Raw genomic sequence first — 16,445 nt, 5'->3', positions numbered from 1 at the left:
CTCATCGCCATTAAAAGTTAATACTTCACCTTTTTTGTACTCTTTTTGTGCTAATACTCGGCGATTTTTATCTTTTACGCTGAGCCAGCTCGTGTTGTTTAAAATTTCTATAATTAAGTCTCTTTTTACAGTCGGTGCTGCTGGAGAAATTGATGGATTTTCTACCGCACTTTGAGTGTCTGAAACTGATTTTTCATCGTGTTTTGTTTGTGGAACGGTATTTTCTTGTGCTATTTCTGGTAACACATTATTTGTCATTTCTAGTGGTTGTGAGACAGCTGCTGTTGTTTCTGGTGCAGTTTTATTACTTTCTTCTGTTGTTACAAGAGCTGTGGCTGGTTGATTATTTTCGGTAGAGGCAACATAGCTTTGTACTAAGTCATCACGTTCTTGGTTATTTTGTTGGTAACTTTGCCACCACCAAAGTCCCGTCATGCCAAGGACTAAAATAAGTACAATGATAGATAAACGTCCGACCCAACGAGAGTGCGATGAATATTGATTGACTTCACGAGTTGAACGAGCATTTTTACTCAGATCGTTTTTATCATTTTCTGCAAATGTAATATTTTCCCATACAGAATCAGGTAAGCGTAAGAACTTGGCATAGCTACGCACATAACCTTTTATAAAGATTGCAGGGGTAGATTTTTGAATAAATTCGTTGTTTTCAAGTTGTTGTAATATGGAAGGACGTAGCGCAATTTCTTTGGCGACGTCTTCGAGAGAAAGATTCAAGTTTTCACGTGCTTGGCGAAAAATCTCACCTGGTGAAAGTTCTTGCTCAGTTGTTGGATTCATAAATTCAATCAAATAATATGCGATAAATAAGGGCTAAATTTTAAAGTCCAACGCTTGATTTGGCAATGCTTTATTTGAAGGTATTAAATTTTTCTGCTCGTTTACTATCAGTTTGTCGCAATTTTTGTAATGCTTGTTGATAAATATCCATTTTTTGAGCGGAATAAGCACAAAGAGCCATATTTTCAAATGTATCTGCTTGATGATAATAATTAGTTGAATTCAGTGCGAGTTGAAATTGCTGCTGAGCTTGTTCAAATTGTTTTTGACGACATAAAAATGTACCAAAATTATTATGCAAGTCTCCCTGTTGATTATTGAGTTTTAAAGCTATTTCATATTCATGATGTGCGTTCTCTGCGTCATCTTGTAGTTGATAATAATGTGCAAGAGCTGAATGCACGAGATAGTAATCTTTATCGTGTTGAAGTGCTTTATCTAAGTTGATTTTGGCTAGTTGAGGATTACCTTGTTGAAGGTAACCGAGGGCAAGTTCTACACGAGCTTTAGCTGCAGATTGTTGATTGAAATCTTGAATTGTTGATTGAGAAACGCAAGCAGAAAAAATGAAAGGGAAAATAACCGCACTGAGTTGTTTACTTATTGTTTGCATTTTTTCTCCTTTTAACTGGGGAGGAAGATATATTTAATATGCTTTAATTTGTATGAAAACATATGGCATGTGAACTTGATTAATTCACATGCCTAGAATATTAATTAACTTCTGTCACCCCAATATTTTGTCCAAATTGGCGTTTCATTGCCGTACGTTTAGTACGATCGATAACATCTCCGGCTAGCTGTCCGCAAGCTGCATCAATGTCATCTCCACGAGTTTTACGAATAATCACGGTAAAGCCATATTCCATCAAGGTTTTTTGGAAGCGATCAATACGCGTATTTGAGCTTTTTGCATAAGGCGCTTCAGGGAACGGATTCCACGGAATTAAATTAATTTTACAAGGTGTATTTTTTAATACTTCGGCAAGTTGATGAGCATGTTCTACACCATCATTCACATGATCGAGCATGACATATTCAATCGTGACTTTGCCGTGGTTTGCATTTGATACACTCAAATAACGATTTACCGAGTCAATCAACATTTTGATATTATATTTTTTGTTGATTGGCACAATTTCATCACGTAATTCATCGTTTGGGGCATGTAATGAGATAGCCAAAGCCACATCGATCATTTTGCTCAAATTATCTAGTGCCGGCACAACGCCAGAAGTTGATAAAGTGACACGACGTTTTGATAAACCGTAGGCAAAATCATCTAACATAATCTCCATTGCAGGAACAACATTAGCGACATTTAATAAGGGTTCGCCCATTCCCATCATTACCACATTTGTAATTGGTCTAATGCCTGTGACGCCAAAGTTGCCTATAATTTTAGAGGCTCTCCAAACTTGGCCGATAATTTCTGAAACCGTTAAATTGCGATTAAATCCTTGTTGTGCTGTTGAACAGAATGTACAAGCTAAGGCACAGCCAACTTGGGAAGATACACAAAGCGTAGCGCGATCTGCTTCGGGAATATATACAGTTTCAACTTGTTGTTCACCCACTTGCATTGCCCATTTTATTGTGCCATCGGCTGAACGTTGTTCAATGGCAACTTCTGGGGCTTTAATTTCTGCAACCGCCTTAAGTTTTTCACGTAATTTTTTATTAATATTTGTCATATTGTCGAAGTTATCTTCGCCAAAATGATAAATCCATTTAACTAACTGATCTGCTCGGAATGGTTTTTCGCCGAGTTCTTTAAAAAATTCGCGCATTTGTTGGCGCGTTAAATCCATTAGATTAATTTTTTTAGCTGGTGCATTTGATTGCACAGACAATAATTCTGACATTTTAGCCTCGTTATTACACATTGTGGCGATAGCGTTGTACTGGTGTTTTTTATCAAAAACTCACAACGAAAAATTCGCAATTAAAAAATGAACGGCGATTGTACAGATTTGTCACCGCATAATCTAGCGGAATTGAAAAACGATAGAAAATATCACCGCACTTTTTTGCGATCTAGATCGCAAATATTTCCAATTACAGCGTAAAAAGTGCGGTAAAATGTAAGCCTATTTTCTAAGGTGACCAATAATGTTTAAAAAAGCTTTATTTATTTTTTCTTTGTGTCCTTCTTTTGCGGTGGCACAGTCTTATGTTGTGTATGATTTTACGCATAATCGAGTGCTGGAAAGCCATGCGCCTGATAGCGTTCAGCCCATTGCGTCTGTAACGAAATTAATGACGGCGAATGTGTTTCTAGAAAATAATACAAATCCTAATTGCACTATTGCGATAACCAGTGACGATCGTGATTACATTAAAGGTACAAGTACCAAATTACCGATGAATGTTCCGATGGCTTGCAGAGAATTATTAAAGGCGATGCTTGTGCATTCTGATAACTATGCCGCCCATGCGCTTTCTCGTGCTGCAGGAATGAGCAGAATACAATTTATTAATAAAATGAATGAAAAAGCTCGCCAATTAGGCATGTATTCTACTCGTTTTCATGATAGCTCTGGTTTATCAAGTAGCAATATCTCTAGTCCTATGGATTTAGTTAAACTTGCTAAACATTCTTTAAATAAACCTGAAATTCGACAACTATCCAATATCAGTGCTACGAATATTCAAGCTGGAAGACATAGCGTATTAATGAAAAATACAAATAAATTAGTGCGTGATGAAATTTTTGATGCTGTAGTAAATAAGACAGGATACATTCGAGAATCTGGTTATAACCTTGTTTTCATCAATAAACACCCGTGTAAAAATGCAACTATTGGCGTAATTAGTTTAAATAATGCATCCTCTACATATCGTTCTAGTTTTACAAAAAGCAAATTAGAGAAATTTGGCTGCAGGGCATTAAATGGAAGAACAATTCGTGATGTAGTAGGAGAAGATCAATATGAAGATGGTTATGATGAAGTGGGCTTTAATATGCTAATTAAGAATTTGTCAAAGTAGTATTTATGATACACAACAAAATGCGAGATGATAGCTTGTACCATCTCGCATTTTTAGTTTCAATAGCTACTAGAAGAATTAGCTCTTGCTATATTTCTCAAAAGTTTGAGCCTATTGATTAGCCTTATCAGCTGCATCCTCAGCTTCTTTAGAAAGCTGAACTGAAAGTGTAGAAGCTGCTTTTGATTCTTCCGATAATTTCAAAGCTAAATCTGCTGCTGCATTAGACTCATCCATTTTTTGTTTAGCTAGTCTTTGCGCATCTTCCCCACCTTGCTTTAAAAGAACCTGTGCTTCTTCTTGCTTTTGCATTGCAACTTTCACCGCTTCTTTAGCTTTTAAAGATTTATCTTTCGCTTCCGTAGAGGCGTCTCTTGCTTGTTTAGATTTATCTAGTGCAATCTGTTTATAGTTTATGGATGCCACCTTTTGAGTAGGTTTTTCCACTGTAGTTTTAGTTTGTTCAGATGTTTTAGGTTTATCATCACAAGCAGTTAAGGCTATTACTGAGCCCAATACTAACCAAAATACTTTTTTCATATATTATCCTCAAAAAGATGAATTTGTAATGGTTGCTGCATTCTATACTTGATTTTTGAAAAAGTCACTATAATAACAGAAAAATATTTGTACTTTTGTATCAGTAATTAAATCAATAAATAAGGATAAAAGTTTTTGAAAACTTAGCTTATCACGATGATATAACACTTAAAAACATAGGGAAAATCTATCTCACTTTTTGTTATGCTTTAAAAATCAAAATAATTTTAATGTTTGATTATTATTTTCATTTGAAAAACGTAATAAAAATAGTACTATTACCTGTGATGAATAATTGTTGAGCTGTTGAGCGATTATTCAGGCATCCAATCTAATACTTTTTTTATAAGGACATCTTATGCGAAATTCATTAAAAATTATGACCGCACTTGCACTTGGTTTATTTGCAATGCAGGCTAATGCAAAATTCAAAGTCGTCACCACCTTTACCGTGATTCAAGATATCGCGCAAAATGTGGCAGGCAATGCAGCTACAGTGGAATCTATCACCAAACCAGGTGCTGAAATTCATGAATATGAACCTACTCCAAAAGACATTGTGAAAGCACAGTCTGCCGATTTAATTCTATGGAATGGCTTAAATTTGGAACGTTGGTTTGAACGTTTCTTCCAAAATATTAAAGACAAACCAGCTGTGGTGGTGACTGAAGGTATTCAACCATTGTCTATTTATGAAGGTCCGTATAAAGATGCGCCTAACCCACATGCGTGGATGTCTCCATCTAATGCATTAATTTATATTGAAAATATTAAAAATGCATTAGTGAAATACGATCCACAAAATGCAGCAGTGTATGAAAAAAATGCCGCTGACTATGCTCAAAAAATTAAACAACTTGATGAGCCACTTCGTGCAAAATTAGCACAGATTCCAGAAGCTCAACGCTGGCTTGTGACAAGTGAAGGGGCTTTTAGTTATTTGGCGAAAGATTATAATTTAAAAGAAGGTTACTTATGGCCAATTAATGCTGAACAACAAGGCACACCACAACAAGTGCGTAAAGTGATTGATTTAGTTCGTAAAAACAATATTCCTGTTGTGTTTAGTGAAAGTACAATTTCACCAAAACCAGCACAACAAGTAGCGAAAGAAAGTGGCGCAAAATACGGTGGCGTATTGTATGTTGACTCTCTTTCTGCGAAAAAAGGCCCAGTGCCAACTTATATTGATTTGCTTAACGTAACTGTATCAACCATTGTTAAAGGATTCGGAAAATAATGGACTCTTTCTCGACATCAATTTGGGTTAATGATGTAACTGTTCGTTACAACAATGGCCACACAGCTATTCACAATATGACGTTCTCATTAAACAGTGGAACTATTTGTGCATTAGTGGGTGTGAATGGCAGTGGAAAGTCCACATTATTTAAAAGCATAATGGGGCTTGTGAAGCCACAACAAGGTGAAATCAAGCTTTGTGATTTGCCAATTTCCCAAGCACTGAAACGTAATTTGGTTGCTTATGTTCCACAATCTGAAGAGGTAGACTGGCAATTTCCTGTGTCAGTGTATGATGTCGTGATGATGGGACGTTATGGGTATATGAATTTCCTTCGTATCCCCAAAGCAATTGATAAACAAAAAGTTCAAGAGGCGATGCAGCGAGTGAACATTGAGCATCTCGCTCATCGTCAAATTGGTGAGTTATCTGGCGGGCAGAAAAAACGCGTGTTTTTAGCCCGCGCTTTAGCACAACAAAGTCCAATTATTTTATTGGATGAACCTTTCACAGGCGTTGATGTGAAAACTGAAAATGCCATTGTTGATCTTCTTCAACAGCTTCGAGAAGAAGGTCATCTTATTCTTGTCTCAACTCATAACTTAGGTTCTGTTCCTGATTTTTGTGATCAAGTAGTGATGATTAATCGTACGGTGATTGCAGCAGGGAAAACGGAAGATACCTTTAACCAACATAATTTGGAAATTGTGTTTGGTGGGGTATTACGCCATATTAAATTGTTGGGTGAGGATTTACATAACGATGAAGATAAACGTGCTGTTACCGTCTTGACGGATGATGAAAAAGCCGTTGTATTCTATGGTGAAACTAAACAAGATCCACCTGCACCAACAACAAAGGATTGCCATTTTGAAGACTGTCCTTATAAAAGTGCGGTCGAAAATAAGAAGGAATAGGTGATGTTAGATTTATTGCTCGAACCTTTTTCCTATGATTATATGCTCAAGGCGATGATCTTGAGTACCGCAGTTGGTGGGATTTGTGCTTTTTTGTCTTCATATTTAATGCTTAAAGGCTGGTCTTTGATTGGCGATGCGCTTTCTCATTCCGTTGTGCCTGGCGTCGCGATTGCTTATGCCTTTTCTTTGCCTTATGCCCTTGGTGCATTTTTTGCCGGAATTTTAGCCGCACTTTCCATTCTTTGGATTAAATCCATTTCTAAACTGAAAGAAGATGCCGTTATCGGCTTTATTTTCAGTACTTTCTTTGCATTAGGACTATTGATCATTTCTTTAAATCCAACCGCAGTAGATGTGCAAAGTATCATTTTAGGCAATATTTTAGGTATTGCTGACGAAGATATTTACCAAGTGGCAATTATCATTGGCGTTTGTTTAGTATTGCTTTTATTATTCTGGAAAGACTTATTACTTATCTTTTTTGATGAAACACAGGCAAGAACGGTAGGGCTTTCGCCATTATTTTATAAAGTTTTGTTTTTTACTCTATTAAGTGCTTGTGTGGTAGCTGCATTGCAAACTGTTGGCGCTATTTTAGTGATTGCGATGGTCATTACCCCGGGTGCGACAGCATATTTACTGACAGATAAATTTAAAACCTTGTCAATCATCGCCATTATTTTAGGGGCGGTGACAAGTTTTGTTGGTGTTTATATTAGCTATTATTTAGATGGTGCCACAGGCGGTGTGATTGTCACATTGCAAACATTATTATTCTTGGCAGCTTTCTTATTTTCACCAAAATATGGCTTATTCACTCGTAATAAAAAGGCGGTAGAAAATGTTTGATTGGCTTTTAGAACCGCTACAATTTGAGTTTATGCAAAATGCCTTGTTGACTGCATTTATTGTTTCAATTATTTGTGCGTTGCTTTCTTGCTATTTAGTCTTGAAAGGTTGGTCATTAATGGGCGATGCGATTTCCCATGCGGTGTTGCCTGGTATTGTGCTTGCTTATTTGGCAGGAATTCCTTTAGCGATTGGCGCATTTTTCTCAGGCATTTTTTGCTCGCTTGGAGTGGGATATTTGAAAGAAAATAGTCGTATAAAAGAAGATACCGCAATGGGCATTGTATTTTCTGGAATGTTTGCCATTGGTCTTGTTATGTTCACAAAAATTCAAACAGAACAGCATTTAACGCATATTTTGTTTGGTAATGTATTGGGCGTAAGTCATCAAGAGCTTATTCAAAGTGCGGTCATTTCTGCGATAATTTTTTGCATGATTGTTTTTAAACGTAAAGACTTTTTGCTTTATTGTTTTGACCCTAGTCATGCTCGTGTTGCAGGTCTTTCTCCAAAGATTTTACATTATGGCTTATTAATGTTGCTTGCTTTAACCATTGTAAGCACGATGCAAGTGGTAGGCGTTATTTTGGTGGTGGCAATGTTAATTGCGCCAGGAATTACCGCACTTACGCTCACAAAATCTTTTGATAAAATGTTATGGGTTGCTATTGTCAGTTCCATTACATCAAGCCTAATTGGCGTAATATTGAGCTATCATTTTGATGCTTCGACGGGGGCTTGTATTATTCTGTTACAAGCTGTGTTTTTTGTCGTGGCATTAACCTATAGTAAGATTAGAACAAGATAATTTCCTTTCTTTGAAAAACGGTACAAGCTCATGGTTTGTGCCGTTTTTGTTTGATGAAATATTCTTTAAACTTTCACAAGGTGTTATTTTACATAACTCATTCTTTATCTTATTTCATTCATAATTCTCAAAATCTTATTTATCTGAATTTTGTGGTATCTCTTATTGAATAGATATATGTGAGGATTTAACGTAGAGAAAAATCGAAATGAATAACTATAAAATAACGTTGCATACTTTGCAATTCCTATCGGCCTTAAATATTTAAAAAACTTTAGATTGCTTTATTTGATTTTAGAACAAACAAAAAGGCGAACCTTTCGATTCGCCTTCATAGTTTCTAATTGTTTAATTAGAAGAATACACGCATACCTACGCCAATAGCTTTGTCTTTAACTTTACTATTTTGGTCGTAATTACCTTGTGCATCATACCCTTTAGTAACTTGGTATTTACCTTCAACATAGGTTACAACTTGTTTATGAAGTTTATAGTCAACACCTAACAAGAAACCGTGTTGTTTGGTTTTTGGATAATCATCGCCATTTTTAATTTGTTCGTATTTATAGTTACCATATACACTACTTAAATCAGTAACTTGATATTGGAAACCTGGAGATACAAAGAAACGTTTTTCATTCTTAGGTGTGTTAATGAATTTAGTTTTAGCATAACCACCATCTACAGAAAGAGTAAGACCATCAAATTCATAACCAAGGCTTGCAAGAACTGCATCTTTATGTTGAGTAGTATAGTCTTCAGTAGTGATTTTAGTTGTAGCTGGGGCATTTGCTGCGCCAGGAACTACTTTAGTAATAGTTTCTGTGCCAGTTTTATAATTTGTACGTCCAAGTCCTAATTTAGCGATAATTCCATCTTTTTCATAAGATGCACCAACTTGGAAACCATTTTGAAGTTTACCGCTTAACACTTCATTATTTGCATCGCGTTCATTTGCGAATAAGTAATCTGCACTGATAACTAAACCTTCAATACCTTTGTAAGCATAGCGAATAACTGAATCACCTTCTGTTGGGATATATTCGTCTTTATCAATAATACCGTAGGTGTAATCGTTAGCTGTGCTTAAAGAGTCTGCTGTGGTTAATTGGCGACCAAATGTAAGTTCACCACGTTCTTTGTGACCTAATCCAACGAACGCACGTCTAGTACCTAAAGCGCCGAAACCGTCGCCCTTAGCGCCATTTCCTTGTTTTCCATCAAATCGAACTTGTAACTGACCTAATGCGTAATAGCCGCTATCTAAATTATGTTTTACTTTAACTTCTAAACGAGAACCAGCATTTTTTAATCCAGAATGAGTACGTTTAGTATCTGCTTTATTGCCGCCTTTGTTAGTTTTTTCTAACTGAACACGAATAGAACCGCCAATTTCAACTTTAGTTCCTTCGTTATCGTAAACTACTGCTGCGTTCGCTGCTGAAGCTGCGAATGCACCGATGATTAATGCTGCAAGTGTTTTTTTCATAATTTGTATTCCTTATGGTTGTTTACTATCTATGATTGAACTCTTTTTATATAAGATTGTCCAACCGCCTAAATAGACATGGCGAATCATTGCAAATTCGCATTTTGATGTCAACTCTCCAAAATTTTAATTTTCTTGAAATCTGATCGAGATCACACTTTTTGTATATTTTTGTCTGTTTTTTGTTCTGTTTCTGAGGCTTGAGTATCGTCTATAAATATTTTTAGGTATTGGGGAATAGAATGATATGTCGGTTTCTATATTATTCTTCCATGTAGCCAATATCTTCCTGTGTTGGGTTTTCTGCTCCTTTTTTAGCTAATTCATCGCAAATTTCATTTTCTCTGTGTCCTGCATGACCTTTCACCCATTGCCAATTAATTTTATGACGTTGGATGGATTCATCTAAGGCTATCCATAAATCTTGGTTTTTTACAGGCTTTCCAGAACTTGCTTTCCAATTATTTTTTTTCCAGTTAAAGATCCATTTTGTTATGCCATTTTTCATATACTGGCTATCACTATAAATCGTGATCAAACAAGGTTCTTTTAATGCATTTAATGCTTCAATGACAGCACGTAATTCCATTCGATTATTGGTAGTTTTAAAATAGCCTTTTGAGAGCATTTTTTCATGCTGTTTATAACGCAATATGGCGCCAATTCCGCCCGCACCGGGATTACCTAAGCAAGATCCATCAGTAAAAATTTCAATCTGTTTTTGCATAACAAAAAGGTTGTTGTGTAGAATGACAAGTATTTTAATGGAAAGAGATAGGTTGAACAAATGATTAATCCCAATCGCCAAATTGTATTAGATACTGAAACTACAGGTATGAATCAGCTTGGCGCGCATTATGAAGGACACTGCATTATTGAAATTGGTGCAGTTGAATTAATAAATCGTCGTTACACAGGTAATAATTTCCATATTTACATTAAGCCAGATCGCCCCGTTGATCCTGATGCGATTAAAGTTCATGGTATTACTGATGAAATGTTAGCGGATAAACCTGAATTCAAAGAAGTTGCCCAAGATTTTTTGGATTATATTAATGGTGCGGAATTGCTTATTCACAATGCGCCCTTTGACGTTGGATTTATGGATTATGAATTTCGTAAACTCAACCTCAATGTGAAAACTAACGATATTTGTTTGGTGACAGATACACTACAAATGGCGCGTCAAATGTACCCTGGAAAACGTAATAATTTGGACGCACTTTGTGATCGTTTAGGTATTGATAATAGCAAACGTACTTTGCACGGTGCGTTACTGGATGCCGAGATCTTGGCGGATGTTTATTTGATGATGACGGGGGGACAAACAAATTTATTCGATGAAGAAGAATCTGTTGAGTCTGAAGTTATCCATGTTGTGAAAGAAAAAGCGGCGGAAGAAATAAAAAGTGCGGTAGATTTTGCGCACAATTTAAAATTACTTCAACCTACTGATGATGAGCTACAAGCGCATTTAGAATTATTAAAGATGATTAATAAAAAAAGTGGAAATAATTGTCTTTGGGATAAACGCTTTGGCAATGATAATGTGCATTAATCGTTTGGAATTTAAGCAGGTAAGTAAAATTTAATAAAAAAAGATTGACGAGATTTATGTTCGTCATTATGATACGCACCACTTAGCGGAGTGGTAGTTCAGCTGGTTAGAATACCTGCCTGTCACGCAGGGGGTCGCGGGTTCGAGTCCCGTCCATTCCGCCAATTTAAAATTAATATCTTATCTCGGAGTGGTAGTTCAGCTGGTTAGAATACCTGCCTGTCACGCAGGGGGTCGCGGGTTCGAGTCCCGTCCATTCCGCCAATTAAGATAAATAAAGATAGCACCTAATGGTGCTTTTTTTGTATGTGAAATTTGCTTCATCCTTGACAAAAATAAAGTAAACTTTTAAGATTTGAAGAACTAGGGAGCTGTCACTCCCTAGTATGTCGTGTTATTAGTAAGTCGGTAAACTCACTAAATAATAGTAGTACGACAAGGATAATGACTTTAATCATCTTTTTATCCTCTTCAGACGTTGCGAAAAAGCGCAACACTCGCTTTCAAGCTGAATCCTTGAAAGCGAGATTATTATAACGTTAGGTTATAGATAAATAAACAGTGTTTAGAAAGCCATAGGATTGTATCCTGTGGCTTTTTCTTTTCCTTATTGAAATCATTTTTTACCAATCCTTTAACTTCCGATATAATGGCCGCCATTTTTGACAAAATAAGAGATTTTTTATGGCAACTCCAGTTGTGGCCCTTGTTGGTCGCCCGAATGTGGGAAAATCCACATTATTTAATCGCCTTACTCGTACACGAGATGCGTTAGTCGCTGATTTTCCTGGTTTAACTCGTGATAGAAAATACGGCCATGCTCATATTGCTGGTTATGAGTTTATTGTTATTGATACTGGCGGTATTGATGGAACCGAAGAGGGCGTAGAAGAAAAAATGGCGGAGCAATCTTTGCTTGCTATTGATGAAGCCGATATTGTTCTTTTCCTTGTGGATGCTAGAGCGGGTTTAACGGCAGCTGATATTGGTATTGCTAATTACTTACGTCAACGTCAAAACAAAACGACGATTGTGGTGGCGAATAAAACCGATGGTATCGACGCAGATTCTCATTGTGCTGAATTTTATCAGTTGGGGTTAGGGGAAATTGAGCAAATCGCAGCCTCACAAGGCCGTGGTGTAACTCAGTTAATGGAACAAGTGCTTGCTCCGTTTGCGGAGCAAATGGAAAATTCCGATGAAAATGACCGCACTTCTGAGGAAGAGCAAGACGAATGGGAACAAGAATTCGATTTTGATTCAGAAGAAGATACGGCATTGCTTGATGAGGCGTTAGAAGAATCAGAAGAAGAGCAAGATAAAAATATTAAGATTGCCATTGTTGGCCGCCCAAATGTGGGTAAATCTACCTTAACCAATCGTATTTTAGGTGAAGATCGAGTGGTGGTTTACGATATGCCAGGCACGACACGCGATAGTATTTATATTCCAATGGAGCGTGATGGGCAGCAATATACGTTGATTGATACAGCTGGTGTGCGTAAACGCGGTAAGGTGCATTTGGCAGTGGAAAAATTCTCTGTGATTAAAACCTTGCAAGCGATTCAAGATGCTAATGTTGTGTTACTGACTATTGATGCGAGAGAAAACATTTCTGATCAGGATTTATCTTTACTCGGCTTTATTTTAAATGCAGGTCGTTCTCTAGTGATCGTCGTGAATAAATGGGATGGTTTAGATCAAGATGTGAAAGACCGCGTTAAATCTGAGCTTGATCGTCGTTTAGATTTTATTGATTTTGCTCGCGTACATTTTATTTCCGCATTGCACGGCAGTGGTGTAGGTAATCTTTTTGATTCGATTAAAGAGGCCTATGCTTGTGCGACTCAAAAAATGACGACCTCGCTTTTAACTCGTATTTTGCAAATGGCAACCGATGAGCACCAACCACCGATGATTGGTGGTCGTCGAATTAAATTAAAATATGCCCATCCGGGTGGTTACAATCCGCCGATTATTGTGGTTCACGGTAATCAAATGGATAAATTACCCGATTCTTATAAACGTTATTTATCTAATTATTATCGTAAGAGTTTGAAAATTATTGGTTCACCGATTCGTCTTCTTTTCCAAGAAGGTTCGAACCCATTTGCAGGGCGTAAAAATAAACTTACTCCGAACCAATTGCGTAAGCGTAAACGTTTGATGAAGTTTATTAAGAAAGCGAAACGTTAAATTTGAGATAGATAAAACTTAGAAAGATTTAACCGCACTTTTAGAACTCTTGTTAGAGCATTAAAGTGCGGTTATTTTTTTATTTGTTTTGCAGAAGAAATGTATGGCGATATTTTAAGTGCGTTGTAATAAAAATGATGAAACCGATTAAACCTAATGCTGCGCCTGTATAACCAATTTCGTTTAATCCTAAATAGGTTGTCGCAAGATTTCCAAATAATGCGCCAGCTCCAATTCCTGCATTGAAAATGCCCGAGTAAATAGCCGTGGCAACATCTGTTGCATCTGGTGCAAGTTTTAGTACGCGCATTTGTAGGGATAGTCCGATACAAGAAATGCCAATCCCCCAAATAAACACAAGGCTGAACATTGCTATTATTGTTTCGGTAGAGAAGAGTAGTAGCAATAGAGAGAACATCAATAAGCTCATCGAAACAATAATAAATTTTGTCGGTGCAAGTCGGTAGAATCTATTAAATAATAGGCTTGCAGCAATACCTGAGAAACCAAAAACTAATAATACAGCCGTGGCAAAATTTGGATCTAAGTGCCCTACATCAATCATGAATGGTTCGATATAAGTATAAGCAGTAAAGTGTGCTGAGATGACGATTGCCGTTGTTACATAAAGCCAAAGTAATAATGGGCGTTTAGCAAGCAAGGGTAAACTTGCAATAGAGCCAGCATTTTTACTTGGTAAATTTGGCAATAATCGAATAATTAAAAACATGATGGATAATGCCAGTACTGCAATAATGCCAAAAGTGACCCGCCAACCGACGATCTGTCCGACAATTCGTCCAATCGGTAAGCCTAAGATGGTGGCAAGTGCGGTGCCAATAGCGAGCATTCCTAATGCTTGAGTTTTCTTGTGTTTAGGTGCTACTCGCATCACAAGTGAAGCGGTAATTGACCAAAACACCGAATGTGCTAATGCAATACACATTCGAGCGAGAAGTAATATCCAGAAATTCCATGCAATGACCGATAAAATATGCCCAACAATAAATATAATGAACAGCTTAATAAGCAGACTTTTACGTTCCATGTTGCCTGTGGCAAGCATGGCTGGTAAAGACATAATTAGCACCGTCCAAGCATAAACTGTCATCATTAAACCGGTATCGGCGGTTTGCATATTAAAACTTTGTGCAATGTCACTTAACATTGCAACGGGCACGAATTCTGTAGTATTAAAAATAAATCCTGCGCAAGCCATAATAAGCACGCGCCATGATTGGATTTTTTCAGCTTTTAAATATAACGACATTAACGTAACTTTTCTTTAATCGCATCAATTAATTGATGGCGGAATTTCTTCGTAAAATTAATTTTATATTGTGGTGAACTGCAGTTACCAAAAAAATTGATTGGTAGTGTCAAATTTTGATAGCGTTGATCAGTAGAATGTAAATTGATATCCATATTGCATTCCATTCGATTTAAATCAATGATGCCTTTTCCTTTCCCCAAAAGTGCGGGTGTTTTTAATTCAATTTTTTCAGCAATAAGTTGATTCTGTTGGAGAAATAATTGTAAGTAAAATTGTTCAAAGTGAGTGTTTAATTCTTTGTTTTGTAACAGTTCATCGTTGTAATTGATAGGGAAATATTGACTGACCATATCCAATAAATTCACACCAAGAATTTCACCATTTTGAGCGAGGATATTTAACTTTCCTTGAATAGGTTGTGAATGTAGAAACGCTAAATCTATATTAAAGTCTGCGTGCCCACTTAACACTTCTGGCAAATTTAATAGTGCGAATAAGCGTTTAACTGGGAAATATTTGCTTGAAAAATTTACCGCACTTTGATTGTCTATTTGTTGGTATTTCAATATGGCTAAACAATCGTTATCACACAGCGATTTTATATAAGTCACCATTTGTTGGCGTGGGGAAGTAAAATCTGCGTGGCTTTCTATATAACCAAGAGGCTGGTTATTTAAGCTTGCATCTACAAATTGAATTAGAGCAGATTTTGATTTTGAAAAATCTAAATTCGCTTTGTTGAAAGTAAAATTTAATGTTTTATTTCCATATATAGGTTTATCAAATTCAATACGAATATGGCTTTCATCATTCAACATTACTTTTTGGGATAAAAGTTGATTTAAGGAAAACGGCGCTAAATCCATTGAGATATTTGCGCTGTTTTGTGCGTTTTGATTTAGAGTGATTTGTTGAAGATTAAGTGAGTGAAGTTTTGCGTTGCCATAAAAAAGAGGCAAAAAATTAAGTTTAGCTTCAAGTTTTTGAACTGAAAATTGCGTAGTTTTTATATTTTTAAGAGAAAGTGCGGGTGGAAATAGAGATAGATTGACTGATTGAACCGCAATATTTTGTTGCGCTAGTTGTGCAGCGATGGAACTTTGTGCTTGATAAAGTTGGATATACAAAAAAGAAAAGATCGCCAAAGCGACGATACCTACGCTAAGCGCGAACTTTTTCATCGATTATTCCTTGTCTTCGTCAATACGACTCGCAACCGCACTTTGTTGATTTTTATATTTTGCATCTTTGCGGCTACTGTATGGTCGTTTCGCTTCGCCACTTAATATTTCAAAGCTCAATGCACCAATCACCATATTTGGACGTAATGCTAATGGTAATTTCCCTGAATTATAAAATTCCAATACGATTTTTCCTTCCCAACCTGGATCAATACGGTGTGCCGTGACGTGTACCATTAAGCCTAAACGCGCTAAAGAAGAGCGACCATCTAACCAACCGATAATATTAGCGGGTAATTTCACGGATTCAAGTGTGGTTGCTAACGCTAAAGTACCGGGATGTAAGAAAAATGCTTCACCTTCAGGCACAATAATTTCATCACTCATTACAGATTCAAGCTGGGCGGACACTTCTTCTTTCGGGCCGCTTAAATCAATGAAAGGCGCCGAGTGCTCACGAAATACGCGGAAAGAATTACCCAAGCGAACATCAATCGTCGCGCCGTTGATTTTGTCATTATTTGGACGAGGAGTTAAAGAAATAATGCCATCATCGAGATAGCGTTCAATATCAGTATCGCAAAGACGCATAAGAT

General features: G+C 36.7%; 16 protein-coding genes and 2 tRNA genes. 9 read left to right on the top strand and 9 right to left on the bottom strand.

Annotated features, from left to right (window positions below):
- From AAX15_RS05915 to rlmN, 3 genes are all read right to left on the bottom strand, one after another.
- A partial coding sequence (locus AAX15_RS05915; RefSeq protein ID WP_046939529.1) for a helix-turn-helix domain-containing protein occupies nucleotides 1-801 on the bottom strand: 801 nt, incomplete at its 3' end.
- A 70-nt stretch (nucleotides 802-871) separates the two neighbouring features.
- Nucleotides 872-1,414 (bottom strand): type IV pilus biogenesis/stability protein PilW, encoded by a 543-nt coding sequence (pilW, locus tag AAX15_RS05910; protein ID WP_046939528.1) that lies wholly within the window; start codon nucleotides 1,412-1,414, stop codon nucleotides 872-874.
- A 100-nt stretch (nucleotides 1,415-1,514) separates the two neighbouring features.
- Nucleotides 1,515-2,666 carry a dual-specificity RNA methyltransferase RlmN gene (gene rlmN / locus AAX15_RS05905; protein WP_046939527.1) on the bottom strand — a complete coding sequence of 384 codons (1,152 nt, stop codon included), beginning with the start codon at nucleotides 2,664-2,666 and terminating at the stop codon, nucleotides 1,515-1,517.
- 247 nt (nucleotides 2,667-2,913) lie between these two features.
- On the opposite strand from rlmN, the gene AAX15_RS05900 reads away from it, so the two are divergent.
- On the top strand, nucleotides 2,914-3,792 hold the full coding sequence (locus AAX15_RS05900; protein ID WP_046939526.1) for a D-alanyl-D-alanine carboxypeptidase family protein: 879 nt from the start codon (nucleotides 2,914-2,916) through the stop codon (nucleotides 3,790-3,792).
- Nucleotides 3,793-3,903: 111 nt separating this feature from the next.
- Here AAX15_RS05900 and AAX15_RS05895 read toward each other — a convergent pair whose 3' ends face one another.
- Nucleotides 3,904-4,332, bottom strand: coding sequence for a hypothetical protein (locus AAX15_RS05895; protein ID WP_046939525.1), 429 nt, complete (start codon nucleotides 4,330-4,332; stop codon nucleotides 3,904-3,906).
- A gap of 358 nt (nucleotides 4,333-4,690) precedes the next feature.
- Between AAX15_RS05895 and AAX15_RS05890 the strand changes: the two genes are divergently transcribed.
- Genes AAX15_RS05890 through AAX15_RS05875 form a run of 4 tightly spaced genes read left to right on the top strand, consistent with a single transcriptional unit; the run spans nucleotide 4,691 to nucleotide 8,152 of the window.
- Complete coding sequence (locus AAX15_RS05890; protein ID WP_005626941.1) at nucleotides 4,691-5,572, top strand: metal ABC transporter substrate-binding protein; 882 nt, start codon at nucleotides 4,691-4,693, stop codon at nucleotides 5,570-5,572.
- The gene (locus AAX15_RS05885; RefSeq protein ID WP_005634082.1) at nucleotides 5,572-6,492 is read left to right on the top strand and encodes an ATP-binding cassette domain-containing protein; all 921 of its coding nucleotides are present in this window, start codon (nucleotides 5,572-5,574) and stop codon (nucleotides 6,490-6,492) included. The genes AAX15_RS05890 and AAX15_RS05885 overlap by 1 nt, the downstream gene beginning before the upstream one ends.
- Nucleotides 6,493-6,495: 3 nt before the next feature.
- Nucleotides 6,496-7,344 carry a metal ABC transporter permease gene (locus AAX15_RS05880; RefSeq protein ID WP_046939524.1) on the top strand — a complete coding sequence of 283 codons (849 nt, stop codon included), beginning with the start codon at nucleotides 6,496-6,498 and terminating at the stop codon, nucleotides 7,342-7,344.
- Complete coding sequence (locus AAX15_RS05875) at nucleotides 7,337-8,152, top strand: metal ABC transporter permease (protein ID WP_046939523.1); 816 nt, start codon at nucleotides 7,337-7,339, stop codon at nucleotides 8,150-8,152. Before AAX15_RS05880 ends, AAX15_RS05875 begins: the two co-directional genes overlap by 8 nt.
- 352 nt (nucleotides 8,153-8,504) lie before the next feature.
- Here AAX15_RS05875 and AAX15_RS05870 read toward each other — a convergent pair whose 3' ends face one another.
- Complete coding sequence (locus AAX15_RS05870) at nucleotides 8,505-9,641, bottom strand: porin (RefSeq protein ID WP_046939522.1); 1,137 nt, start codon at nucleotides 9,639-9,641, stop codon at nucleotides 8,505-8,507.
- Between the two features lie 262 nt (nucleotides 9,642-9,903).
- Nucleotides 9,904-10,368 carry a ribonuclease HI gene (rnhA, locus tag AAX15_RS05865; protein ID WP_046939521.1) on the bottom strand — a complete coding sequence of 155 codons (465 nt, stop codon included), beginning with the start codon at nucleotides 10,366-10,368 and terminating at the stop codon, nucleotides 9,904-9,906.
- A gap of 60 nt (nucleotides 10,369-10,428) precedes the next feature.
- On the opposite strand from rnhA, the gene dnaQ reads away from it, so the two are divergent.
- From dnaQ to der, 4 genes are all read left to right on the top strand, one after another.
- Nucleotides 10,429-11,199 (top strand): DNA polymerase III subunit epsilon, encoded by a 771-nt coding sequence (gene dnaQ, locus AAX15_RS05860; protein ID WP_046939520.1) that lies wholly within the window; start codon nucleotides 10,429-10,431, stop codon nucleotides 11,197-11,199.
- Nucleotides 11,200-11,286: 87 nt separating this feature from the next.
- Nucleotides 11,287-11,363: transfer RNA gene (locus AAX15_RS05855), tRNA-Asp, on the top strand.
- A gap of 23 nt (nucleotides 11,364-11,386) precedes the next feature.
- Nucleotides 11,387-11,463 (top strand) — tRNA-Asp (locus AAX15_RS05850).
- Nucleotides 11,464-11,883: 420 nt separating this feature from the next.
- Complete coding sequence (gene der, locus AAX15_RS05845) at nucleotides 11,884-13,395, top strand: ribosome biogenesis GTPase Der (RefSeq protein ID WP_005630139.1); 1,512 nt, start codon at nucleotides 11,884-11,886, stop codon at nucleotides 13,393-13,395.
- A gap of 79 nt (nucleotides 13,396-13,474) precedes the next feature.
- Here the strand turns inward: der and AAX15_RS05840 are convergent, their stop codons facing one another.
- Genes AAX15_RS05840 through dcd form a run of 3 tightly spaced genes read right to left on the bottom strand, consistent with a single transcriptional unit; the run spans nucleotide 13,475 to nucleotide 16,440 of the window.
- Nucleotides 13,475-14,665, bottom strand: a complete 1,191-nt coding sequence (locus AAX15_RS05840; RefSeq protein ID WP_046939519.1) for a sugar transporter — start codon at nucleotides 14,663-14,665, stop codon at nucleotides 13,475-13,477.
- Entirely contained in the window at nucleotides 14,665-15,849 is a 1,185-nt protein-coding gene (locus tag AAX15_RS05835; protein ID WP_046939518.1) for a hypothetical protein, read from the bottom strand. The genes AAX15_RS05840 and AAX15_RS05835 overlap by 1 nt, the downstream gene beginning before the upstream one ends.
- A gap of 3 nt (nucleotides 15,850-15,852) precedes the next feature.
- Entirely contained in the window at nucleotides 15,853-16,440 is a 588-nt protein-coding gene (gene dcd, locus AAX15_RS05830) for a dCTP deaminase (RefSeq protein ID WP_046939517.1), read from the bottom strand.
- Nucleotides 16,441-16,445 lie beyond the last annotated feature (5 nt).

Source organism: Haemophilus haemolyticus (genome assembly GCF_001008275.1).
Lineage (GTDB): Bacteria > Pseudomonadota > Gammaproteobacteria > Enterobacterales > Pasteurellaceae > Haemophilus > Haemophilus haemolyticus_P.
Note: the sequence above shows the minus strand (reverse complement) of the source record. Positions and strands in the feature narration are given on the sequence as shown.